Source organism: Flavobacterium ginsengiterrae (assembly GCF_039539785.1).
Taxonomy (GTDB): Bacteria; Bacteroidota; Bacteroidia; order Flavobacteriales; family Flavobacteriaceae; genus Flavobacterium; species Flavobacterium ginsengiterrae.
In genome coordinates, this window is record NZ_BAABDU010000004.1 from 234,812 (window position 1) to 258,927 (window position 24,116).

The 24,116-nt window shown below is 32.6% G+C and carries 26 protein-coding genes; 11 read left to right on the forward strand and 15 right to left on the reverse strand.

Annotated features, from left to right (window positions below):
• Positions 1 to 9: 9 nt before the first annotated feature.
• Both ABD859_RS11470 and ABD859_RS11475 read right to left on the reverse strand, forming a co-directional pair.
• The gene (locus tag ABD859_RS11470; protein WP_345144377.1) at positions 10 to 234 is read right to left on the reverse strand and encodes a VF530 family protein; all 225 of its coding nucleotides are present in this window, start codon (positions 232 to 234) and stop codon (positions 10 to 12) included.
• Between the two features lie 88 nt (positions 235 to 322).
• Complete coding sequence (locus tag ABD859_RS11475) at positions 323 to 961, reverse strand: outer membrane beta-barrel protein (RefSeq protein WP_345144379.1); 639 nt, start codon at positions 959 to 961, stop codon at positions 323 to 325.
• 138 nt (positions 962 to 1,099) lie between these two features.
• Between ABD859_RS11475 and smpB the strand changes: the two genes are divergently transcribed.
• From smpB to ABD859_RS11490, 3 genes are all read left to right on the forward strand, one after another.
• Positions 1,100 to 1,555: an SsrA-binding protein SmpB gene (smpB, locus tag ABD859_RS11480; protein ID WP_345144381.1), complete on the forward strand. Its 456-nt coding sequence runs from the start codon at positions 1,100 to 1,102 to the stop codon at positions 1,553 to 1,555.
• A gap of 75 nt (positions 1,556 to 1,630) precedes the next feature.
• Positions 1,631 to 2,272, forward strand: coding sequence for a lipoprotein (locus tag ABD859_RS11485; protein ID WP_345144383.1), 642 nt, complete (start codon positions 1,631 to 1,633; stop codon positions 2,270 to 2,272).
• Positions 2,273 to 2,351: 79 nt separating this feature from the next.
• Positions 2,352 to 3,356 (forward strand): helix-turn-helix domain-containing protein, encoded by a 1,005-nt coding sequence (locus tag ABD859_RS11490; RefSeq protein ID WP_345144385.1) that lies wholly within the window; start codon positions 2,352 to 2,354, stop codon positions 3,354 to 3,356.
• Positions 3,357 to 3,380: 24 nt separating this feature from the next.
• Here ABD859_RS11490 and ABD859_RS11495 read toward each other — a convergent pair whose 3' ends face one another.
• Positions 3,381 to 4,022 carry a protein-L-isoaspartate(D-aspartate) O-methyltransferase gene (locus ABD859_RS11495; RefSeq protein WP_345144388.1) on the reverse strand — a complete coding sequence of 214 codons (642 nt, stop codon included), beginning with the start codon at positions 4,020 to 4,022 and terminating at the stop codon, positions 3,381 to 3,383.
• A 232-nt stretch (positions 4,023 to 4,254) separates the two neighbouring features.
• Here ABD859_RS11495 and ABD859_RS11500 point away from each other — a divergent pair, with 232 nt between their 5' ends.
• The 8 genes from ABD859_RS11500 to ABD859_RS11535 all read left to right on the forward strand — a co-directional run bounded on the left by ABD859_RS11500 (position 4,255) and on the right by ABD859_RS11535 (position 11,454).
• Positions 4,255 to 5,220 carry a Gfo/Idh/MocA family protein gene (locus tag ABD859_RS11500; RefSeq protein WP_035644905.1) on the forward strand — a complete coding sequence of 322 codons (966 nt, stop codon included), beginning with the start codon at positions 4,255 to 4,257 and terminating at the stop codon, positions 5,218 to 5,220.
• Positions 5,221 to 5,308: 88 nt separating this feature from the next.
• The gene (locus ABD859_RS11505; RefSeq protein WP_345144392.1) at positions 5,309 to 6,196 is read left to right on the forward strand and encodes a 3-hydroxyacyl-CoA dehydrogenase family protein; all 888 of its coding nucleotides are present in this window, start codon (positions 5,309 to 5,311) and stop codon (positions 6,194 to 6,196) included.
• 13 nt (positions 6,197 to 6,209) lie between these two features.
• Positions 6,210 to 6,869, forward strand: a complete 660-nt coding sequence (locus ABD859_RS11510; RefSeq protein WP_345144394.1) for a YggS family pyridoxal phosphate-dependent enzyme — start codon at positions 6,210 to 6,212, stop codon at positions 6,867 to 6,869.
• Positions 6,870 to 6,968: 99 nt separating this feature from the next.
• A complete protein-coding gene (locus tag ABD859_RS11515; protein ID WP_345145546.1) occupies positions 6,969 to 7,262 on the forward strand; it encodes a four helix bundle protein in 294 nt (97 codons plus the stop codon).
• A 106-nt stretch (positions 7,263 to 7,368) separates the two neighbouring features.
• On the forward strand, positions 7,369 to 8,730 hold the full coding sequence (locus ABD859_RS11520; RefSeq protein WP_345144395.1) for an exonuclease domain-containing protein: 1,362 nt from the start codon (positions 7,369 to 7,371) through the stop codon (positions 8,728 to 8,730).
• 28 nt (positions 8,731 to 8,758) lie between these two features.
• Positions 8,759 to 9,598: an ion transporter gene (locus tag ABD859_RS11525; RefSeq protein ID WP_345144397.1), complete on the forward strand. Its 840-nt coding sequence runs from the start codon at positions 8,759 to 8,761 to the stop codon at positions 9,596 to 9,598.
• A gap of 163 nt (positions 9,599 to 9,761) precedes the next feature.
• Complete coding sequence (gene miaA / locus ABD859_RS11530; RefSeq protein ID WP_345144399.1) at positions 9,762 to 10,691, forward strand: tRNA (adenosine(37)-N6)-dimethylallyltransferase MiaA; 930 nt, start codon at positions 9,762 to 9,764, stop codon at positions 10,689 to 10,691.
• A 16-nt stretch (positions 10,692 to 10,707) separates the two neighbouring features.
• Positions 10,708 to 11,454, forward strand: a complete 747-nt coding sequence (locus ABD859_RS11535; RefSeq protein ID WP_345144400.1) for an acyl-[acyl-carrier-protein] thioesterase — start codon at positions 10,708 to 10,710, stop codon at positions 11,452 to 11,454.
• A 199-nt stretch (positions 11,455 to 11,653) separates the two neighbouring features.
• On the opposite strand, the gene ABD859_RS11540 is transcribed toward ABD859_RS11535, so the two are convergent.
• The 12 genes from ABD859_RS11540 to porD form a co-directional block, all read right to left on the reverse strand.
• Entirely contained in the window at positions 11,654 to 12,187 is a 534-nt protein-coding gene (locus tag ABD859_RS11540) for a hypothetical protein (RefSeq protein ID WP_345144402.1), read from the reverse strand.
• Complete coding sequence (gene prfH, locus ABD859_RS11545; protein ID WP_345144404.1) at positions 12,174 to 12,863, reverse strand: peptide chain release factor H; 690 nt, start codon at positions 12,861 to 12,863, stop codon at positions 12,174 to 12,176. Before prfH ends, ABD859_RS11540 begins: the two co-directional genes overlap by 14 nt.
• Positions 12,851 to 13,462 carry a hypothetical protein gene (locus ABD859_RS11550; protein ID WP_345144405.1) on the reverse strand — a complete coding sequence of 204 codons (612 nt, stop codon included), beginning with the start codon at positions 13,460 to 13,462 and terminating at the stop codon, positions 12,851 to 12,853. Before ABD859_RS11550 ends, prfH begins: the two co-directional genes overlap by 13 nt.
• Before the next feature lie 12 nt (positions 13,463 to 13,474).
• Entirely contained in the window at positions 13,475 to 14,866 is a 1,392-nt protein-coding gene (locus ABD859_RS11555) for an RtcB family protein (RefSeq protein WP_345144407.1), read from the reverse strand.
• Entirely contained in the window at positions 14,856 to 15,617 is a 762-nt protein-coding gene (locus ABD859_RS11560; RefSeq protein WP_345144409.1) for a hypothetical protein, read from the reverse strand. The genes ABD859_RS11555 and ABD859_RS11560 overlap by 11 nt, the downstream gene beginning before the upstream one ends.
• A 506-nt stretch (positions 15,618 to 16,123) precedes the next feature.
• On the reverse strand, positions 16,124 to 16,840 hold the full coding sequence (locus ABD859_RS11565; protein WP_345144411.1) for a response regulator transcription factor: 717 nt from the start codon (positions 16,838 to 16,840) through the stop codon (positions 16,124 to 16,126).
• A gap of 3 nt (positions 16,841 to 16,843) precedes the next feature.
• The gene (locus ABD859_RS11570; RefSeq protein ID WP_345144413.1) at positions 16,844 to 18,430 is read right to left on the reverse strand and encodes a sensor histidine kinase; all 1,587 of its coding nucleotides are present in this window, start codon (positions 18,428 to 18,430) and stop codon (positions 16,844 to 16,846) included.
• Positions 18,431 to 18,489: 59 nt separating this feature from the next.
• Positions 18,490 to 19,086, reverse strand: coding sequence for a dephospho-CoA kinase (coaE, locus tag ABD859_RS11575; RefSeq protein ID WP_345144415.1), 597 nt, complete (start codon positions 19,084 to 19,086; stop codon positions 18,490 to 18,492).
• Position 19,087: 1 nt separating this feature from the next.
• Positions 19,088 to 20,086 carry a glycosyltransferase family 2 protein gene (locus tag ABD859_RS11580; protein ID WP_345144417.1) on the reverse strand — a complete coding sequence of 333 codons (999 nt, stop codon included), beginning with the start codon at positions 20,084 to 20,086 and terminating at the stop codon, positions 19,088 to 19,090.
• Positions 20,087 to 20,207: 121 nt separating this feature from the next.
• On the reverse strand, positions 20,208 to 21,398 hold the full coding sequence (gene fabV / locus ABD859_RS11585) for an enoyl-ACP reductase FabV (protein WP_345144419.1): 1,191 nt from the start codon (positions 21,396 to 21,398) through the stop codon (positions 20,208 to 20,210).
• A gap of 100 nt (positions 21,399 to 21,498) precedes the next feature.
• Positions 21,499 to 23,151, reverse strand: a complete 1,653-nt coding sequence (gene recN / locus ABD859_RS11590; protein WP_345144421.1) for a DNA repair protein RecN — start codon at positions 23,149 to 23,151, stop codon at positions 21,499 to 21,501.
• Positions 23,152 to 23,205: 54 nt separating this feature from the next.
• Positions 23,206 to 24,090 (reverse strand): type IX secretion system protein PorD, encoded by an 885-nt coding sequence (gene porD, locus ABD859_RS11595; RefSeq protein WP_345144423.1) that lies wholly within the window; start codon positions 24,088 to 24,090, stop codon positions 23,206 to 23,208.
• Positions 24,091 to 24,116 lie beyond the last annotated feature (26 nt).

Genomic DNA, 24,116 nt, shown 5'->3' on the forward strand with positions numbered 1-24,116 from the left:
TACAATAAATCAGCTGAATTTAGGAAGTGATTTTATATATAAATCTTCTACTTTTTTCCTAGCCCAATCTGTTTTTCTTAAAAAAGTAAGACTTGATTTTATACTTGGATTTGAATTAAAACATTTTATTGGAATTAATTCTCCCAAAGTATCAAAACCATAATAGTCAACAAGCGTTTCAACAATTTTTTGAAGTGTAATTCCGTGAAGCGGATCTTTTGATTTACTTTCCATTTTATCTTTTTTATATACTAAAAGACCGTACTTAAAAAGCACGGTCTTTTTTGCAAAATTAAGGAATTGACCTAAAACAATTCACTAATTAGAATATGAATTTAAATCCAAAAGAAAGCGGAGAAGTTAAATTTGGATTACTTCCTGCTAAAGCTGTATTGTAAAATGGGTCAACATTTGCAACATGTGCCAATCCAAAATTTGTAACAGTCGTTTTTTCTCCATTTTTAGGCTCCAGAGTCGTCGAAGTAAAATTAGCCAAATCGTAAGAGAACTCTACAGAGAAATTTTTGGTTATAAAATAATCAAAACCTCCTGATACTGATAATCCTACCTGATTAACTTTCAAATCGCTTTCTTTTTCTTTTCCGGTAATAACGGGTATCGCTGCCTGTCCGAAGAAGTACAATGAACCAGCTACATTCCAATATTTTCTAATTAAAGGCTGAATAACAATTAAATCTGTTTTTGCAGCAGTTCCCGCATCTGATTCAGCTTTTATGTTGATATAACCAAATCCTGCTCCAACAGCTACAGATGGTGTAACAAATGTTCCTACAATTGGAAGCACAGATAAACTTGTATTTTTTTCGTCTGCAGTTTTTGTCTGCTGATATCCGAATTGAGAGGTTGCAAACCAAGCTCCTTTTAGTCCTTGAGCTGAATCCTGGGCTTTAGCGGTTAAACCCATTAGCACAACACTGACTAATGTTACAATTTTTTTCATTATAAATTTGTTTTTGAATTATGGAGCAAACTTAGGGGGAAGCATTTTTGAGAAGAATGATTAAAATCATAGATTAAAAAAAATCTTTAATTATATTTGAGCAGATTATATTTCTGCAATTTTCTTACTTTTGTACACATGTTAAAATCAGTCAATATACTTAATAAAAGAGCCAGGTTTGATTACGAAATAATCGACACCTACACTGCCGGAATTGTTTTGGCAGGAACCGAAATAAAATCAATACGATTAGGAAAAGCCAATATTACCGAAAGCTTTTGCGAGTTTAGCGGCATGGAGCTTTTTGCGATCAATACTTATATAGAAGAATATTCGTTTGGAAATCAATTCAATCATAAATCACGAAGTGAAAGAAAATTGCTTTTAAATAAAAAGGAATTAAAAACACTCCATAAAAGTGTTCAGGCAAAAGGTCTTACCATTATTCCTTTAAAATTATTTACAAACGAAAAAGGTATTGCCAAACTACAAATTGGTCTTTGTAAAGGAAAGAAAAACTATGACAAACGAGAATCTTTAAAAGAACAGGATACCAAACGAGATTTAGACAGAATTAAAAAGGCATATAACTAACACATATTTAAGAACTTAATATCATTTTTATCAAATTTTATAGTTATTTTTATTACAAAATAATAACTGTAAAATATGAAAAAGTACTTAATTCTACTCGTTATAATTCTGGCGCTTTCAGGTTGCGGCAGTAATACAACTATTGTAAACAGCTGGAGAGATCCAAAAATTACAGTTGCACAGGAACATTTTAAAAAAGTTCTTGTTGTGGCTCTTGTTAAAGATGAGGCTTCAAGAAGAATTGCAGAAAACAGAATTGCTGCCAGTAATCCTATTTTTAAAACGTCTTACCAATATTTAAACGAAACTACTAAACAGCTTACGCAGGAACAGAAATTAAAAATTCTGCAGGATGAAAATTTTGACGGTGTTGTAACCATGCGTTTAGTAAGTACCGAAAAAGAAACAACATACGTTCCCGGATCTTACACCGGAATGTATTATGGAGGTTTTGACGGTTTATACTCCGGAATGTATGGTTATGGTTTTGGAAACTGGTACGGAATGTATTCGCCTGCCTTCTACGATCCCGGATATTATCAGGAAACAACGTATTACATGGTTGAAACCAACATTTTTTCATTAAAAGAAAATAAACTAATCTGGACAGGAACTACAAGATCTGATTATGTGACTGATGTTGGACAAACTGTTGATGCTATAATGCAGGCAGTTGTTAAGGAAATGAGAAAAGATGGTTCTCTTCCTCCAAAATAAAATCAAAAGCAGCATAATTGCTGCTTTTTTTGTTTTATAAAAATTGACTAATTTTGTCAAGACTTAATTTTTCATCAAAATGAAATCACTTCTAAAAGATGCCAGAGAGCAAAAAGGTTTTAAAACCCGCGAATTAGCTCAGCTTGCTAATATCGATCAGGCGTTGATCAGTAAATTCGAATCGGGAACAAGAAAACCCACCAAAGATCAAATTATAAAACTTTCTCAGCTTTTAGAAATTGATTATGAAACCTTAATGACTGCATGGCTAAAGGAAAAAATTCTTTATGAAATTAGCGATGAAGAATTTGCCTTGAAAGCTCTTCTTCTTGCTGAACAGGAAATCCAAAAGAATAAAAAAGCAATTGACTCTGTTATACTATCTTCTAATCAAATTATTTTAGATGAGATAGAAAAATTAAAAAATCAATTTCAATCTTTTAATCATTTTCAACTCCGACAAATTTCTAAAACACTGGAATTAGAATTTATTTTTCAAAATATTCATTCTAATGGAAATTCTCTAACTTTAGAAGAAACCAAATCTGTTATTAATGATGGAATTACTATTTCTGGAAAAAGCATGCAAGAACATCTTGAAGCAATTAATTTTCAAGAAACTGCCGTTTACATAAAAGATTTAAGTCAAAAGAAAACAGCTTTTAATGAAAAAGAATTGCTTTTAATTCACAGCCTCATTTATAAGGGAATTGAATTTGAAAACTCAGGAAAATATAAAAATGACCCGTTGATTTTACGTGAAATGAATTTGCTTTTTAATTGGTACGAAAGTCATAAAAACAATCTTCATCCGATAATTCTGGCATCTGAAATATATCTAAAAATTCTCGATATAAATCCATTCGAAAAAGGCAGTCTTCAGATAGCAAATATTGTAATTAACTGGATTTTACTTCAAAATAATTACATTTATGTCTTAACGCAGACAGATAAAAACAACACTGAATATTCTACAGCTTTAGATGAATATAAAATCAAAAATGATAAATCGGCTTTTATTAATTATATTCTAAAAATCGAAAAAGAAAATCTAATAAATGTAATACAATCGAATACAAAATAAAAGCCCGCTTAAACGGGCTTTTATTTAATTTTTATCTTCTAATAAAGGAACAAATCTAAATTCTCCAAACTCATGTTTTTCAAATTGAGTTTCATTTTTTCTTATTAATAAAGTCATAATCTGAACATCTTCTCCTAGCGGAATAACCAGCCTTCCTCCTATTTTAAGCTGTGCCATTAAAGGCTGTGGAATAAATGGTGCACCAGCTGTAACTATAATACTGTCAAACGGAGCAAAATTTGGCAATCCTTTATAACCATCTCCAAAAGTGACATGTTTTGGACGGATATTTAATTTAGGAAAAAGATTTGAAGTTGTTTTAAACAATTCATTTTGCCTTTCTACTGTATACACTTTTGCGCCAAGCATAAACAAAACTGCTGTTTGATAACCAGACCCGGTTCCGATTTCTAAAATCTTATGATCTTTCTTAACTTCAAGCAATTGCGACTGAAAAGCAACGGTATAAGGCTGAGAAATAGTTTGTCCCGCCCCAATTGGGAAAGCTTTGTCCTGATAAGCGAAATCTTCAAAACTAGAATTTAAAAAAAGGTGTCTTGGGATTTTTTTTATCGCATCCAAAACCGCTCTGTCAGTAATTCCTTTTTGCTCTAAAGTGGTTACTAATTGATTACGAAGTCCTTGATGTTTGGCAGTATCTTTCAAAATAAGTAGGTTTTATTTTCGCAAAAATAAGAAACAAAACAGGATTTCAAATATTGATTTTTAAATAATAAATTAATAACGTTATGAATTAAGAGTTATTTGTTAAAAGTTAGAAGTCTAACCCCACAACTCATAACTTCTAACTCATATCATAAAACCAAAAACACACAATTAATTAAATTCATTTCCACGGTAAACAAATAAATTATATTTTTGTTTAAAATACATTCTCATGTTAAAAGTAGGAGTTTTAGGTGCTGGTCATCTTGGTAAAATACATTTACGCTTATTACAACAATCTGACAAATACGAATTAGTTGGATTTTACGACGAAAATCAGGAAAATGCCGAAAGAATCTCAAAAGAGTTTGGCTATAAAAACTTCAGCACAATTGCAAAACTCATTCACGCTGTCGACGTAATTGACATTGTTACTCCTACACTTTCACACTACAAATGTGCAAAAGTGGCAATCAAATCAGGAAAACATATCTTTATCGAAAAACCAATTGCTAATACTGTAGAAGAAGCAGAGGAAATTATCGCACTTGCTAAAGAATACAATGTAAAAGGACAAGTGGGACACGTTGAGCGTTTTAATCCTGCTTTTATCGCAACAAAAAACATGATCGAAAATCCGATGTTTATAGAAACGCATCGTTTGGCCGAGTTTAATCCGCGTGGAACAGATGTTCCTGTGGTTTTAGATTTAATGATTCATGATATTGATGCTATTTTGAGTGTCGTTAATTCAAAAGTAAAAGATATTCATGCAAGTGGTGTATCAGTAATTAGTGATACTCCGGATATTGCCAACGCCAGAATCGAATTTGAAAACGGCTGTGTAGCCAATTTAACAGCCAGTAGAATTTCATTAAAAAATATGCGTAAATCACGTTTTTTTCAAAAAGATGCCTACATTTCGGTTGACTTTTTAGAAAAAAAATGCGAAGTGGTTCGTATGAAAGATGCACCAGAAGTTCCAGGAGATTTCGATATGATTCTTCAAAATGCCGAAGGTGTAAAAAAACAAATCTACTTTACCAATCCAGATGTGGAGCAAAATAATGCAATTCTGGACGAATTAGAATCTTTTGCTAATGCAATCAACACAGATACAACTCCTGTAGTAACGCTTGAACAAGCCACAGATGCTTTAAGAGTGGCGTATCAAATTATTGATTGTTTCAATAAATAATAAAATTTCAAAAAATAAATTAGCCACGAATTCACGAAATAATTGATGAATTCGTGGCTAAATCATAAATATAACATCAAGATATACTATGAAAACAATAGCTGTAATTGGAGCTGGAACAATGGGTAACGGAATTGCACATACTTTTGCGCAAAGCGGATTTACTGTAAAATTAATCGACGTTTCAGAAAAATCATTAGATAAAGGAATGGCAACTATTGCTGCCAATTTAGATCGTATGTTATCTAAAGGAACCATTACTCAGGACGATGTTGCCAAAACAATCACCAATATTATTACCTATACAGATCTTAAAGATGGTGTTGTAGGTGTTGATTTGGTAGTCGAAGCTGCAACAGAAAACGTTGAATTAAAACTGAATATCTTTAAACAATTAAACGAATATTGTTCTCATAATACCATTTTAGCAACTAACACATCTTCTATCTCAATTACACAAATTGGAGCCGTTGTAGCACATCCTGAACGTGTTATAGGAATGCACTTTATGAATCCGGTGCCGATCATGAAATTGGTTGAAATCATTCGTGGTTACAACACTAGCGATGAAGTAACTAAAATTATCATGAACTTATCTGAGAAGTTAGGTAAAGTTCCTGTTGAAGTAAACGATTACCCTGGCTTTGTGGCTAACCGAATTTTAATGCCAATGCTAAATGAGGCAATTGAAACGTTATACAATGGAGTTGCTGGTGTTTACGAAATCGACACCGTTATGAAATTAGGGATGGGTCACCCAATGGGACCGCTTCAATTAGCTGATTTTATTGGTCTTGATGTTTGTCTTGCCATCTTAAATGTTATGTACGACGGATTCAAAAACCCAAAATACGCTCCTTGCCCGCTTTTAGTAAATATGGTAAGAGCTGGAAAACTAGGAGTAAAATCCGGAGAAGGCTTTTATGATTACAGCGAAAACAAAAAAGCAGAGAAAATTTCGAAGCAGTTTTTATAAAAAAAGAAATATCATGTCGATTCAATCGAATTTAAATACAATTAAAGCAAGTTTACCTGAACATGTAACTCTGGTTGCCGTTTCAAAAACAAAACCTGTTTCCGACTTGATGCAGGCTTATGAAGCCGGACAGCGCATTTTTGGAGAAAACAAAATTCAGGAAATGACTGAAAAATGGGAACAAATGCCAAAAGATATTCAATGGCATATGATTGGTCATGTTCAGTCAAATAAAGTTAAATTTATGGCGCCGTATGTTACTCTGATTCACGGTGTCGACAGCTTAAAATTATTACAGGAAATCAATAAACAAGCTTTAAAAAATAACAGAACAATAGATTGCCTTTTGCAAATATACATTGCCGAAGAAGAATCTAAGTTTGGTTTAGATGAAAATGAACTAAATGAACTTTTAACGTCTGTTGAGTTTAAAGAGTTGAAAAATATTCGTATCTTAGGTTTAATGGGAATGGCCACTTTTACCGAAGACCAAAACCAAATAAAAAAAGAATTCACACATTTAAAATCTATTTTTGATTCTATTCAGACACTGAAAACTGAAAACTGCGAACTGAATACTGTATCAATGGGAATGTCCGGAGATTACCAATTGGCAATTGAATGCGGAAGCACAATGGTAAGAATTGGAAGCAGTATTTTTGGAGGACGCTAAATTGCAAAAATCAATTACAATATCAAAAATCAATAATTTTAAATGGAGAAAATATTCAATTTTGAAGACCGACTAGTTCGCTTTGCTGGAGAATAATGTATTTTCTTTACTAGAAAATTAGAAAGAATATTTGAAAACGAGTATTACCAAAATCAATTAATAAGATCCTCAGGAAGTGCATCTTTAAATTTTGGAGAAGCACAAGGAACAATAACAGATAAGGACTTTGTTTTTAAAGTTTCCTTAGTTGTAAAAGAATTAAAAGAGTCAAGAAACTCTTTAAAAATTTTAGATTATATTAAAGAAGGAGATAACGATAAAAGAAATAAACTTTTAGTTGAAGTTGAACAGCTTATTGCAATCTCATCAAAAATGATAATTAATAAAAAATAGTTTTTTCAATATTAATAACAATAGCAATTACAATAACAGTTTTCAAAATTGATATTGATATTTTGATATTGTAATTGCCATTGATTTTTTGATATTGACATTGAAAATGTACGCAATACTTGACATAGAAACCACTGGAGGACAATTTAATGAAGAGGGAATTACCGAAATCGCCATCTATAAATTTGATGGACATGAAGTAGTTGACCAGTTCATTAGCCTTGTCAATCCTGAAATTCCCATTCAGCCATTTGTGGTAAAACTAACGGGAATCAATAACGCTATGCTGCGTTCAGCTCCAAAGTTTTATGAAATCGCCAAACGCATTATCGAAATAACTTCTGATTGTGTAATTGTAGCTCATAATGCTTCTTTCGACTACAGAATTCTTCGAACTGAATTTCGCCGTTTAGGCTACGATTTCGAAGCCAAAACACTTTGTACAGTAGAATTAGCAAAAAAACTAATTCCAGAACAGCCTTCATATAGTTTAGGTAAATTGGTACGCGCACTCGGAATCCCTATGGCAGACAGACACCGCGCCAGCGGAGATGCCATGGCAACAACCAAACTGTTTAAAATGCTTTTGGAAAAAGACACCGAGAAAACAATTGTAAAAGATTTTATAAAACTCGAAGTCGAAAAAGGAATTGCACCTAAATTTTTAGACATTTTAAGCCAAATGCCCGCTAAAACCGGTGTTTATTACATTTATAATGAAGGGGGTAATTTAATTTACATAGGCAAAAGCCACAATATAAAAAAGAGAGTAAACCAGCATTTTACGGGAATCACAACTAAAAGCAAACGAATTCAGGCTGAAGTTTTTACAATTACATACGACGAAACCGGAAGTGAATTAATTGCACTTTTAAAAGAAAGTCAGGAAGTAAAAATCAATCGTCCGCGCTATAATCGTTCACAAAAGAAAACCGTTTTTCCTTTTGCAATCTACGCAGAAAAAGATGCTGCCGGATATATTAATCTAAAACTTGAAAAAGCTGACGGACGTAAAAAAGAAATTACATCGTTTGCTTCTTTGCAAGATGGTAAAAACGCTCTTTTTAGATTTACGGCAAAATATCATTTATGCCAGAAACTGACTGGTTTATACCAAACCAAAAAAGAATGTTTTCAATACACCATTAAAGAATGTGACGGCGCTTGTATTGGCGAAGTAACTCCTGAAGTTTATAACTTACGCGTACAGCAGTTTATTTCCGAAAACAGTTTCGAAAACAAAAGCATGATCATAATCGACAGAGGACGTAACGTTAACGAACGAAGCGCTATTTTAATAGAAAACGGAACTTATAAAGGTTACGCTTATTACGATCTAAATTATCAAATCACGAATATCGATATACTAAAAAACATTCTAATCCCAATGCAGCATAATCGTGATGTAAAAAACATCATTCAAAGCTATATTCGCAAAAGTAAGTCATTAAAAATCCTGCATTTTTAATACGATAAACTTTACGTATCTTCGCGATATGACAAAACACAAATCAAAATACGAAATCTTTAGAGAAAAAATCAAAATCATTCTATACGGAACCAATACTTTGGCAGGCAGAATGTTTGATTTAGTTCTTCTTGGACTTATTTTGCTTAGTGTACTTTTAGTAATGCTTGACACTGTTGAAGGAATTAGTAAAAAATACCATCAACAGCTTTTAATTTGCGAATGGATAATCACTATATTTTTTACTGCAGAATATATTTTAAGAATTATTTCGATTCAAAAACCACGAAAATACGCCATTAGCTTTTACGGAATTATCGATTTACTGGCAATTTTGCCAATGTATTTATCTATCTTTTTTCCGGCAACCAGCGTTTTAACGATTGTACGTGTTTTGCGTTTCCTAAGATTATTCAAAATTCTGCATATTCCACAAATATCGCATCAATCCTATCAGCTGAAAGAAGCCTTAGAAGCCAGTAAAGAAAAAATTCTGGTATTTATCTACTTTGTGGTTATAAGCTGCGTCATTATTGGTGCATTAATGTACGTTGTAGAAGGAAAAGAAAGCGGATTTACGAGTATTCCTGTCAGTATCTATTGGTCAATAGTAACACTTACAACAGTAGGCTACGGAGACATTTCGCCCATTACACCCTTAGGACAATTTCTCGCTTCATTAGTCATGATAATGGGTTACGGAATCATAGCCGTTCCAACGGGAATCGTAACGGCTGAATTTGCCAAAGCCAGCCTTAGAAACAGTTCAGTAAGCGGTAAAAAAACATGTACGCAATGCAATGCGCAATTACATTTTGACAATGCAAAATATTGTTACCAATGTGGCAAAACATTACCAAATAATTAATTTATGAAGCTATTTCCAGCTATACACTACAACTCCTCCTTATCTTTGTTGTTTTTTAAGTCATAAAAAGAGTTTCTCCCGAAGCCTCGGGAGTCGCTTTTTTATTCCAAAAAAACTAACAAATATAAGTCCGGGGTTTTCGTTTCTATCTGGGCTAAAAAATATGAAATACCTAATTACCATTGTCGGACCAACAGCTATAGGCAAAACTGCCCTGAGCATTGCTTTGGCACAACATTTTAAATGCGAAATTATTTCGTGCGACAGCCGTCAGTTTTTCAAAGAAATGACCATTGGTACAGCAGTTCCAAGTCGAGAAGAATTAGCATCAGCAAAACATCATTTCATTCAAAACAAATCAATTTTTGAAAATTATACCGTTGGTGATTACGAAAAAGAAGCACTTTTAAAACTGGAAGAATTATATCAAAATAATGATTTTGCCATTCTAATTGGCGGATCTGGTTTATATGTAGATGCTGTTTTAAAAGGATTTGATGAATTTCCGGAAATCGCACCAGAAATTCGTACCGAAGTCAATTCCAATTACGAAAAACTTGGAATAGAATATCTTCAACAACAATTAAAAAATCTCGATCCAGAATATTATCAAAAAATAACAATAGAAAATCCGCAGACATTACAAAACCCGCAAAGAATGATGCGTTTTGTAGAAGTCTGCATTGGATCAAAAAAACCATATTCTTCATTTCTCAATCTCAAGAAAAACAACCGAAACTTCACACCTATTTTAATAGGTTTAGATGCTGACCGAGAAATTATCTACGACAGAATCAATCAGCGCGTAGATATTATGATGGATATGGGATTATTGGAAGAAGCCAAAGCACTTTATCCTAACAAAGAGTTAAATGCTTTACAAACGGTGGGGTATAGAGAATTATTTAGTTATTTTGACGGAGATTTCACGTTGCCATTTGCAATTGAAGAAATCAAGAAAAATACACGCAGATTTTCCAAAAGACAATTAACGTGGTTCAAACGAAATGAAAACACCAAATGGTTTGATTATGCGACAGACAGAAAAGAAATCATTAATTATGTCGAAGAAAATCTAAAATCAAAAATTTAAAATCTAAAATTCAAAAATGCCAATATCTCCAAATTTCACATCAGTTTTAAGCAAAGACTGGGAAATCAATTTCACGCAATGTACACCAACCGGATATTTAAAATATACCGATTTGTGCAATCTTCTGCAATTGACCGCAGCAGCACATTCAGAAGTTGGCGGCATCAGTTTTACCGATATGCAGGAATTTGATCAGGCGTGGGTTTTAAGCCGTATGCGTGTAGAAATTAAAGCATTACCAAAATGGCAGGATGTTGTTACAGTAAAAACATGGATTAACAGTCTTGAAAATTCACGTTCTGTTCGTGCGCTTGAAATGTATGTAAACGGAGAAAAAATAGTAGGAAGCGAAACATTCTGGGCCGTTTTCAATACAAAAGCCCGACGTCCGGAAGCTTTGGCGTTACCTTTTGAACATTTCGAATTATTTCCTGAAAACCGAGCCACAGAAGAAGGTTTCTCTAAAATAAACATTAATCCGGAGAAAGAATCTGTTTTCGAAAAAACAGTTTATTTATCAGATTTAGATATTGTAAATCATGCCAACAATGTAAAATATTTAGAATGGTGTCTGGATCATGTCAATCCAAAACGAATTTTAAAACAAGAAGTAAAAAGTTTTGAAATGAATTTCCTTAAAGAACTTTCTTTAAACGATAAAGTAATCATACACGAAAGTGACAACGAAGATCAAACCGAAACTACTTTCAGCATAACAAAAGGCGAAAAAACTTGTTTTGCTTTAGAATTGCACTGGAAATAAAAGGAATTCAAAAAGACTTTTTCCTCTTTGTAACGCAATATTGTCATTTCGACGAAGGAGAAATCTTCACAAGTAACTCAGCAACAGTATTTCAATCTTTGTAGAGTTTCTAACGAAGATTTCTCCTTCGTCGAAATGACAAACTTTGTGTAAAAACAATAATCGATGCAAAATTGCATCGATTATTGTTTGATTAAAATCACTTTGATTTCTTTTTAGAATCCTTCCCGCCTTTTTTAGATTTCTTATTTTCTAATAAATTCATTTTACTTTTAATTCGTTTCTCAACATCACTAATTCCAGAATCGTAATCATGCTGAACTGAGTATAATTTTGCCTGCTTAATTTCTTTTAATGCCTTTTTAAACTCTTGCTGCGCTTCTAACAGAATTGCTTTTTTAATATAAATATCAGCTTTATTAATTCCTTTAATTGTTAAAGCAAAATCAATCAGTTTTTGGGCCTCTTCGTAATCTTCATTCAAAATTAAAGTCTGCAAATAATATGGATACACTTCAAGCGCGTGAATATTAATTGACAAAGCTTCCTGAAAATAAGACTTAGCTTCTTCATAATTCATCAATTGTTCTGCCTGAATTCTTCCGTACAAACACAAAATCATGGTGTTTTTTGAATCATAAGAAAATGCATAATCCAAAGATTCTATAGTTCCTTCCAGCCAATACGGATAATTATCTAAAGCCTGAAAAAGGTATTTATCAATTGTTTTCATTTCGTAAATCGTTTTTTAATTTCTGACGAGTTCCTTTGTAGCTTTTCTCTATTTTATTCTTTTTAAAATCACTTCCCGTAAAAACTCTTATAGGATTTCCCCGCTGTACATTGAGCTGGTTTTCCCATTGTTTACCCACATGATTTTTAAGCTGAAGTAATTTCTCGTCTTCTAATTTTTTAATTAATCGTTCTGTTGCCAGTTTTTTGTTTTGATGCTGTGAACGGCTGTCCATTGATACAACGGCAATTCCTGTCGGGATATGTGTTGCCCGAATCGCAGAACTCACTTTGTTAACGTGCTGACCACCTGCGCCAGAACTTCGCATGGCCTGATACTGAATATCATTTTCCGAAAATGAAGCATTCTTATTTTGTTCAATTTCAAAAATGCCAATAAACCAGTTTTTGCGTTTGTGCATTTTCCTAAACTGACTCTGACCAATCCATTGAATGGTTCCAATCCAGGAATTTATAAACTCCTCTGCGTTTTTGCCTTTCACAGCAATTGAAGCTGTTTCTACAGTTCCGTTTTCAGTTCCGGCTTCCCTTTGCAGTAAAACGGTTTCAAGACCGTTTTCACTTGCTTCTTCCAGCACTTTTTTAAGCACTTGGGCGACAACCCAAGTGCATTCTGCAGGCCCGCGACCCGCTGTTATCTGAATTATTCTTTCCATTTCTTTAAAATTTTAAGCAGCTTTTCTCTGTTTTTAGCTGCTTTTACAAACTTTGGAAGTCTAGATACTAAAGTTGAATTATAACTTCCTTTTACATTACGTTCTCTTAAATCAGCACCAATATATCTTTCGAGATAATCAATGTGATCAAGATTATATGCCCAGAAAATTGAGCCATCGAACTCTTTCTGAAACCAAAGCATTAAACCATACCACATTTCTTTTACTAAACCATTGTCTAATTTTGACTCTTCTTTGATTCTGTAAGATTTTGTTTTCCATTCTTCCTGAAAATCACAATGCGGACATTTCGTTTTATACGTCAAAGGCTTATCTTTTAATGGCTGTGACTGATATTCAAACTTTTCGAAACAATTACTACAGTATTCTTTCCCGTAAGCAACGTATTGATAAACAACCTCTTTTAATTTATAGAAACAATTTTTACACTCAAAAACCATATTATGGCATTTTCCGCATTCACATTTTTCTAATAATTCTTGTTTTACAATCGCTTTCGATTCACATTTGGGGCATTTAACAAAAATCTCATTATAAAAGCTTCCCAGCCATTTATTTTCATCCTGAAATCTTTCCATAACTTTTCTCTTTTAACGATCCATTCTAACAATCTTAGGCGTAAAAGTGCCAAGTACTTCAACCAATTCCGTTTGGTTTGCCATTACTTTTTCAATGTCTTTGTACGCCATTGGAGCTTCATCAATATTACCGCCAATTAAAGTAACATCGTGTTTCTTTAGCTCTTTGTTAATAAGACTTTGCGTAAAAGTACTTTTGCATTTTGATCTCGAAAACAAACGTCCTGCTCCATGCGAAGCCGAGTTTAAACTCTCAACATTTCCTTTTCCTTTTACAATAAAACCCGGTGCCGTCATCGAACCCGGAATAATTCCAAGCTGACCTTCACCTGCTGGTGTTGCTCCTTTTCTATGTACAATACATTCCTTGCCTTTTACGATTTCTTTCCATGCAAAATTGTGGTGATTTTCTATCGTTACCACTACCCTTTTCCCAATCGCTTTGGCAATTCGTCTGTGTATATCATCGTGGCAGGCTTTTGCATATTCTCCGGCTAAATTCATTGCCAGCCAATATTCCTGACCGTCGTGCGTATTCAAATCTAACCAGGCCAAATGCTGTACATTTTTGGGCAACGGACATTGCTTTGTTGCCAGATATGTATAATGTTTTGCAATGTTAGCGCCCAATCCGCGAGAACCACTGTGCGACAGAACAGCAAAATATTCGCCTTTTTCCAATTTCCATTCGTTCTCTGGATTATCAATTTTTGCGATTCCAAATTCTACGAAATGATTTCCTCCGCCCGAACTTCCTAATTGCTTATAAGCTTTTGGTAAAAGATTCTTTAACAGCGGAATATCCTGAAATTCGCTTTTATGAAAAACTTCATGATCCACTCTAGAAGATTGTACTTCGTTCATTCCGAATTTGGTATTATCTCTTAAAATTGCTTCTAATTGATGCTCTCTTCCTTTGAAATGAGACGCTGGTAAATCAAAAATTGAAAGGCTCATTCGACATCCAATATCAACTCCTACTCCGTATGGAATGACTGCATTATCAGTCGCTAACACACCGCCAATTGGCAGTCCGTAACCCGAATGTGCATCCGGCATTAAAGCTCCAGCAACAGAAATTGGCAGTTTTAAAGAATCATACAATTGATATTTAGCCTGATCATCAATTTCATTTTCACCAAAAATGGTAAAAGGCGCTCTTGTGTTATTAAGCTGATGCATTCTTACCTGAACCGGTTTTATTAAACCTTCGGCAACTTTGCCCCATGTTCCGTTTCCTTCGTATTTTTCAGGATTTAACAAAACATCTTTTGCTTCTGTTAGAATAGATTCTTTTTTTTCTCTTTTTCTATATCTGTTTATCTGCCCCAAGGCAATATTTATCGAATTATTTTTTGGAAAACCCAACTTAATCAGGTCTTTTCCAGTTAATTTATTTCCCATGATTTTCTATCATTTCGTCTACATATTGCTGATACAATTCGTGCAGACTTTTATTTTTAATTGGGCTTATCTCTTTTGGATTTTCTTTTTCGTAATAACTCCATTTAAGAGAACTGCCGTACATTAATCTGTTTATTTTATCTCTAAGATTATGATTCACAATATAATTGTCAATAAGCTGGATTTCACATTCTAAATCACAATCAACCATTTTCGTATGTGTTATCATATAAGGACTCACACGCAACACATAACGCCAGGGCTCATTAAACACATAATGAATTTTGTATCGTTTAAAGTTGCTGCACCAACGTTCTCTTTTATAAAAATGTGCTTTTTCTTTTTCGGTTAATTCTAACTTTGAGCTTTTCCATTCCCACTCCGAAAATTCTTTTACAGTTTGGATTTTTTCAACATATACATGTCTTCTTTTTCTTTTTTTCTTTTTCTTAAAAGATTTTTCGGGAGAAAACTGCCATGTATTTATTTTTTCCAATAATTCTTTGTAGAATGAAGCTTCACCCGATCTGGCAACATCGTCTCTTAATTTAAAATTGCGCTGCCATCCTTTCTGATAAGATACTTCAAGAGGAACTAATGGTAAATCTCTGCGTTTATTCCAAAGTGAAACTTCAAGCTTTCTTAAATGAATTAATTGTTTTTCAAAATCTTCTTTTACTAGTCTTTTTTTTCTTCTTTTACTTTTAAAACGAGCACATAAAGCATACTCATTTACCGTATAATTTTCCATAAAAAAATTATCGTGCATTAAATTAACTGCCGTATAGGCATAACATTTTATCCTAAAAAATGGATAAATCTAAAAATCGATTTTCGGAAGAATTTTGAAGTGTCTAGAATAAAAAAAGCCCGAAACTTATTGTCTTCGGGCTTTTTTATATATCTAAAAATGTATTTCTAAGATTGAAATAAGCCACGAAGAAGTGCTTCACCAAATTTATTTGATGTAAAGCTCTGAGATGTTGATGTAAGTACAAACACTATTTCTTCGTTTTAAAGGGTTATTATTAATTTTTTCGTGTGCAAATATTGTAAATTGTTTTTGGATTTTCCAAATTATTTTGAAGAAAATTCCTCAAAAAAAAATTCAGGAATACTTTTTGAGCTTTCAAAATCAACATTAAAATTTTAAAAATCAATTGATTAATCTCAAAAATATTAAATCAAAATATTTTGGTTTATTGCATAAAAAAAGCTCTGATTTCTCAGAGCTTTCTATATTTTTCGGTGAACTAGTTATTCAGAAACTTTGCTTTTAACTACTAATCTGAAACCTTCTCCATGAATGTTTAAGATTTCAACATCTTCATCAGCTTTTAGATATTTTCTTAATTTAGCGATGTAAACATCCATACTTCTTGAAGTAAAGTAGTTATCGTCTCTCCAGATTTTTGTTAAAGCTAATTCTCTTGGCATTAAGTCATTTTCATGAAGAATAAGCATTTTAAGCAATTCGTTTTCTTTTGGAGATAATTTTATTGGCTCTTCATCCTGGAAAGTCAAGAATCTTAGTTTTGAATTTAAGTGGAATTTACCAATATTAAATTCAAACTGTACTTGTTCTGCTTTTGTATCTGCAGATTTTCTTTGAATGATTGCTTTAATTTTCATTAATAAAACCTCAGAATCAAAAGGTTTATTTAAATAATCGTCAGCACCTGCTTTGTACCCTTTTAACACATCTTCTTTCATCGATTTTGCAGTTAAAAATATAATTGGCACTTCGCTGTTCTTTTCTCTAATTTCTTTTGCTAAAGTGTAACCATCTTTATAAGGCATCATTACATCAAGAATACATAAATCATAAACATCTTTCTTGAATTTTTCGAAACCTTCCATACCGTTTTTAGCTAAAGTAACTTCAAAGTCATTTAACATTAGATAATCTTTAAGAACCGCCCCAAAATTTAGGTCATCTTCTACTAAAAGTATTCTTTTGTTATTATTTTCCATATTTTAATTTATTAATGGTATTTTTATTATAAAGGTGCTACCTTTTCCTTTTTCGCTTTCAACATATACTTGTCCATTGTGATCCTCAACAATTCTTTTTACATACGCAAGACCTAAACCGTGTCCTTTTACATTATGCAGGTCTCCTGTATGTTCTCTGTAAAATTTCTCAAATACTCGTTTTTGAGCTATCTTACTCATTCCCAAACCATGATCTTTTACTTTTATTAAAATCATGTCTTTTACATTTTCAGTAAAAATTTCAATTTCAGGAATATCAGGAGAATATTTTATAGCATTTTCTAAAATATTAACCAATACGTTTGTAAAATGAACTTCATTTATTAAGCAGGTTGTTCTTGCTGCATTGTAATGTTTTACTACTGTACCTTTTCTATCTTCTAAAATCAGATTTACGTGTTCAATTGCATCATCAATTACATCAGTAACTACAGTAGGCTCTTTTGTTATATCGAGTTCTCTTTTTTCAAGTTTCGAAATACGCAGTACGTTTTCAACTTGAGCATGCATTCTTTTATTTTCGTCCCTTATCATTTGAAGATAACGATAGACTTTGTCTTTATCTTCAATAATTTTAGGATTTCTAATTGCGTCGAGTGCAAGATTTATAGTTGCAATGGGTGTTTTAAACTCATGCGTCATATTATTAATGAAATCGGTTTTGATTTCTGAAATATGCTTTTGACGCAGCAACTGATTTAATGCACTTGTGTAAGCAACTATAATAATTAATGTAAATACTATTGACAGAATTGTAATACTCAATAATTCAGATAATAAAAATTTCTTTTTATTTGGGAAGGTTACAGACAATTCATATCGGCTGTTTCCTTCATTATCAGTATATATTGGTATATTATATGTCGCTTCTTTATCGTAGTGAAATCCGTCTGATTTAATTTTAGTCGGCACGCCGCTACTATAAATTCCGTATTCAAATTTGGTTTTTACTCCGTATTCTTCTAATTCTTTTTTTAACAGCTTGTGTAATTTATCTTTTGTGATTCTGCCTTCAATGGGGGTTAATGAGGCGATATCTTTATACTGAATTTGCTGCTGAACTTTATTTAAAATATCTAAGCTTCCAGATTTTTCAATTTTAAGATCCGGAATAATACTTTGACCTAAATTATTATTATCAATTCCGTTATTGTTATTGTAAACTTCTGTTACTCTTTTAGAACTGAAATTTTTAAATCTTTCGCTGCTGAATTTTTTATTAAAAACAGATCCGTTGATATCATAATCTTCAGAACTCAGCGTATTAGAATATACAATTGTTTTATTTGTTTTTGTATTTCTCTGTACATACAACACTTCAAGCAAATCTTCTTTTTGTGGAATTTTACCTGTACTGTCTTTTATACGGTTGTATTTGTCGTAAAAGCTGTATTCTTCTTGCTGCTCAAGTTTATCTGCAACGTTTCCGATTACTTGTGTAACGTGGTATTTAAATTGTTCTTCATTATTTTTAAATGAAGAATTAAACCAAAATACCTGTACCAGAATTATCCCTATTAAGGACAAGCTCATTAATAAAACAAGTATTCTAAAAAATAATTTATTCATCGAAACAAAATTAATATTTTAACAATATACTAAATAATACATTAACCAAATATTAACATTTAAGACTGTTTTTGTTTTATTTTCAAAATTTTAAGAATTTCAGCAACTTCTTCTCTTGCAATTTTAAGATTACTGTTATTAATTACAAAATTGCTTAAAGAAATTCGTTTTTCATCATTCCACTGCATTTTCATCCTGCTCAAAACCTGGTCCCTTGTAGAATTGTCGCGTTTCATAACTCTTTCAATTCTAGTCTCTTCTGGCGCTGTAACGGTAACTATATAATCAAACTCTTTATACTTACCGCTTTCAAATAATATTGCTGCTTCATACACCACAAAATCCTTGCCTTTATTTTGCAAGAGCCACGATTGAAAATCTTTTTTTACAGCGGGATGAACTATTGAATTTAACTTTTCTAGTTTCTCTTTATTGTTAAATACTATTTCGGCTAATTTTGCCCGGTTCAAAACATTATTATCAAAGAGCGATTCTCCAAAAGAGTTTTTTATCTGATCTATAATTTCTAATGACTGCATTACTTTTTTAGCCTCATCATCTGCAATGTAAACCGGAATACCTTCTTCCTTAAAAAAACCAGCTATTGTCGTTTTACCGCTTCCTATTCCGCCAGTGAGCCCAATAATTTTTGTCATATTATATTTTAAAAAACATACGTGGAAAAGCTTCTTGAGGTTTTTTCTTTAATAAAATGACTTTTATAAAAGATTCCAAAAATCCTGTTCCGTATCCGTAAAATTGTTTCCAAACAGCAATTACAGATAAATATCCAATTTTGATACTTTTATTCTGAATACTTGCTGTAAGAAAAATTATAACGAAATATACAAAATATAATTGTAATAAAATATCAATATTGAAAATTAACAATAAAAAAGCTAATAATAACCCCAGAATAAAAACCGTTGGAAAGAAAAAAGTGAGCTTATTATGTTCTGGATACCAGCTGTTTAAAATAGGTCTTGCAATACCAAATTTCTTTACCTGAATCGAAAATTTTTCCCAGTCAATTCTGCGTTTATGATACACATAAGCCTCAGAAAACAGTCTGGTTTCAAACCCAAGGTTCCATAAACGGATCGATAAGTCCGGATCTTCGCCAGGATGTATGTTTCCAAAACCTTTTGAAGCTTCAAAAGCTTTTTTAGAAATTCCCATATTAAAACTACGCGGCTGAAATTTATTTATCTTTTCAGATCCGCCTCTAATTCCTCCGGTTGTCAGGAAGGAGGTCATAGCAAAATTGATTGCTTTTTGAATATTAGAAAAGCTTTTTAAAGCTCTGTCCGGGCCTCCAAAACAATCTACATACTTTTCATCTAGTGCTTTTTTAACTTCTGTTAAATAGTTTGACGGAATGATACAATCTGAGTCGAAAATGATAAAATAATCCCCCCTTGCCTTCTGCATTCCAAAATTTCTTGAATCGCCCGGACCAGAATTTGGTTTAAAATAATATGAAATATTTAATTTCCCCTGATACGTCATCACTACATCTTTACAAGGAATAGAAGAGCCGTCTTCTACAAGAACAATTTCAAAGGGTTCATTGTAATCTGATTTTGTCAGGCTTTCTAAAAGTTCATCAACTTCATCTGGACGATTATACACTGGTATAATTAAAGAAAAAATCATAGCGGGAATGCGGTTTTAAGTGGAATATTTTAAACTTTAAAAATTTTAACAAAGATAAGTTATATTCATAAAAAAACCACCAACTTTTGGTTGATGGTTTCTATTTGCGTTATGAGTATTTTTATTTGATACTTTCGATATTAACTACCTCATTAGCATCTGCTTTGTAGTCAACACCAGGAACTTCGAATCCAAATAAATTTAAGAAATCGTTTCTGTAACCTGCTAAATCTCCAATAGATGGCAATGTTTCTGTTGTTGCTTCTTTCCAAAGTGCCGCAACTTTTGCCTGAACATCTTCGCGCATTTCCCAATCATCGATTCTAATTCTTCCTTTTTCATCAACAGGAACTTCAGAACCATTATATAATCTGTCTTGAAACAAACGCTGAATCTGCTCGATACAACCTTCGTGAATACCTTCTTCTTTCATGATTTTGTATAAAAGAGAAATATACAACGGAATAACCGGAATTGCAGAACTTGCCTGTGTAACCAAAGCTTTGTTTACAGAAACATAAGCTTTTCCACCAATAGATTTTAAATTATCTGTAATTGTAAAAGCTGTAGCTTCTAAATGGTCTTTTGCACGACCAATTGTTCCTTTACGGTAAACAGCTTCTGTTAATTCTGGCCCAATGTATGAATAAGCAATTGTAGTTGCTCCTTCTGCTAATAAATTTTCGCTTTTTAATGCGTCAATCCACATTGCCCAGTCTTCACCTCCCATTACAGCAACTGTATTTTCGATATCTTCTTCATTTGCCGGAGCAATTGAAACTTCAGATACGTTTCCTGTATGAAAGTCAACTGTTTTGTTTGTAAATGTTTGTCCAATTGGTTTTAAAACTGAACGGTGTGTAACCCCTGTATTAGGATTTGTACGTACCGGAGAAGCTAAACTGTAAATAATTAAATCTACCTGACCTAAATCAGCTTTAATTAAATCTAAAGTTTCTCTTTTAATTTCGTTTGAGAAAGCATCACCATTGATACTTTTTGCATATAAACCTGCTTTGTGAGCTTCTTTTTCAAATGCAGCAGAATTATACCAACCTGGTGAAGCTGTTTTACCCTCAACCGGCGGTTTTTCAAAAAACACTCCAATTGTAGCAGCATCTGATCCAAAAGCACTTGTAATTCTTGAAGCTAACCCAAAACCAGTAGAAGCACCAATAACTAATACTTTTTTTGCTCCAGCAATCGCACCTTTTGATTTGATATATTCAATTTGATTTTTAACATTTTGTTCAGCTCCCGTTGGATGGGCAGTCAAACAAATAAATCCTCTCATTCTAGGTTCTATGATCATACTTGTTTTATTTATTCGTTAATAAGCTGTTTATTAAATAAATGAATGCTTACTACCGTTTGTTTACTTATTTTTTCGATGACAAATATAAAGTATTTCTTTAGTTCAACAAGGCTTTGGCGTGATTTAAAGCCGAATCAGAAACAACCGCACCGGATAACATTTGAGCAATTTCTATAACTCTTTCGTCCTGAGACAATAGCTTTAATTCTGATTGGGTATCATCATCAATTGTTGCTTTTGAAACTTTGAAATGCGAATCGCCTTTTGCTGCAATCTGTGGTAAATGCGTAATAGCAAAAATCTGCATTTTGGTACTCATTTCCTTCATAATCTCGCCCATTCTAATGGCAATTTCTCCAGAAACTCCCGTATCGATTTCGTCGAAAATTAAGGTTGGTAATTTTGAATATTGTGCTAAAATGGCTTTTACAGCCAGCATAATACGAGACATTTCTCCTCCTGACGCTACTTTTTTGAGCAGACCAAAATCAGTTCCTTTGTTTGCTGAAAATAAAAACTGCAACTCGTCTTTTCCGTTTTGAAAATAAGTTTCAGACGGAATAAGTTCTATATTAAAACGAACATTTGGCATTCCTAAAGTTTCTAAAATAGAAATCAACTGATTTGATAAAACCGGAATAGCGTTTATTCTGTTTTTATGAATTGTATCTGCAAAAGCGTCTAATTCTCCTGCTTTTTGTTCTATAGATTTAGATAATTTTTCAATCTCTTCATCCATATTATCAAGCTCAAGAAGCGTATTACCTAAATCTGCCTGAATTTGCAGTAATTCTTCTACAGAAGCCACATGATGTTTCTTTTGTAAATTGAAAATCAATTGCAGTTTTTGACTTACTAACTGAAGCTGTTCAGGATCGTTTAATAATTTTTCTGAGGCGTTTTGCAGTTCTTTTGAAACATCGTCAAACTCAATTGATATACTTGTTATTCTATCAAATAAGTTTTGATATTCGGCAGAAAATGGCGCTATTTTCTGCAACGAAGCTTTGATTTCATTAAGATTATGAAATACACCAAATTGTTCTTCATTTGCAACTACAAGCGATTTATCGATTGATTCTTTAATAATTTCAACATTATTAAGCTTTTCATAATCAGCTTCTAATTCTGCCTGTTCTCCTGATTTTAATTTAGCAGAAACTAATTCGTTCAATAAAAAAGTATTGTATTCCTGCTCTTTTCCTGAATCGCTTTGCTTTTTTAATAAAGCATTTAATTTTGATTTTTCTGATTTATAATCTTTTAATAAATCCTGATATTTTAAAATCGTATCTGCATTATTGGCAATAGCATCAATTATTTTAAACTGAACTGATTCATCAGACAATTCCTGAGTTTGCTGCTGTGAATGAATATCGATTAAAAACAAACTTAAATCCTGTAGTTCCTGAAGATTTACAGGACTGTCGTTTATAAAGGCACGGGATTTTCCAGAAGGCAGAATTTCGCGTCTGATTATGGTTTCGTCTTCATAATCAAGATCGTTTGCTTCAAAAAATTCTTTTAGATTGTATTTTGAGATTTCAAACTGTGCTTCGATAACGCATTTTTCGTCTTTGTTTTTTAACGATGTAAGATCGGCTCTTTTTCCTAAAACAAGTCCAATTGCTCCCAGAATAATAGATTTACCTGCACCGGTTTCACCTGTAATTATGGAAAATCCTTTTGAAAAATCAATAGAAAGCTTTTCAATCAGCGCATAATTTTTAATAGACAGTGAAGTTATCATAAAGGAAAAATATAAAATAAAAGTGTTACGAAGAAAGTAAAAAAAATTAAGTTTTTAAAACTTAATTTGAGACCATTTGGTTGAGTTTAATGGAGAAACTCTATTTAAAACATCTGTGAGATCTGTAACGGGAATGCTTGGCCCTCCTGAAAAAATGGAAACAATTTCATCTGATTTGGCATCAAAAAATACTCTTGTTAAAAAGGCATTTGGTCTTACTGAATTTAATTTACCAATAAGCACTACAGAAGATTTCACTTTTTCTTTTGCTCCTTTAATATCATCACTCATGGTATCTAAAGCGGTATGATATAAAAAGCTTGTCTGGCGTAAATCAGCAAACATTGGCGACAGCATATCGTTTATTAAATAATAACGATTCTGCAGTCCGTCAGTTTGAGTCCAGCCTTTAAAACCACCTTGCTGCGCTACGTTTGCAATGTTTTGCGCTGTTTCAAAGTATTGATTTCCGGCTCCAGACTGAAAAGTATCGGCATCCATACCCAAAATTACATAACTGTAAAATGAAACTACAGATACTAAGTTTGACTCGTACACAGACGGATTGAACAATAAAGGCTCATATTCTGTGTATTTAAAGTTAAAATCTTTGTCATTAAAATTAAAAACCGGCGACGAGTATGTCGAGTTAAAAATAAGTCTGGACGATTGAACTTGAATGGTTCCTGTAAATTGATCTGAACCGTATGAAGACAATGTAATATACATTGAACAGTTAATTCGTTCGTTTTGTTTTAAAGCAACACCTGTCCAGTCTGTTTTATTAACAAATTCAGATAAAGAAGTCTGCAGGGTTTTAAATACCTGCTGATTTGCATTTGGAAGCCTTTCTGTATTGACAGTTACAGTACAATTTAGCTGCTGTGCCTGAGTAAAGCCAAAAGTCAAAAAAATTAAAAAAGTAACTATTCTGTTCATACAAATAAAATATTATTAATAAGCAT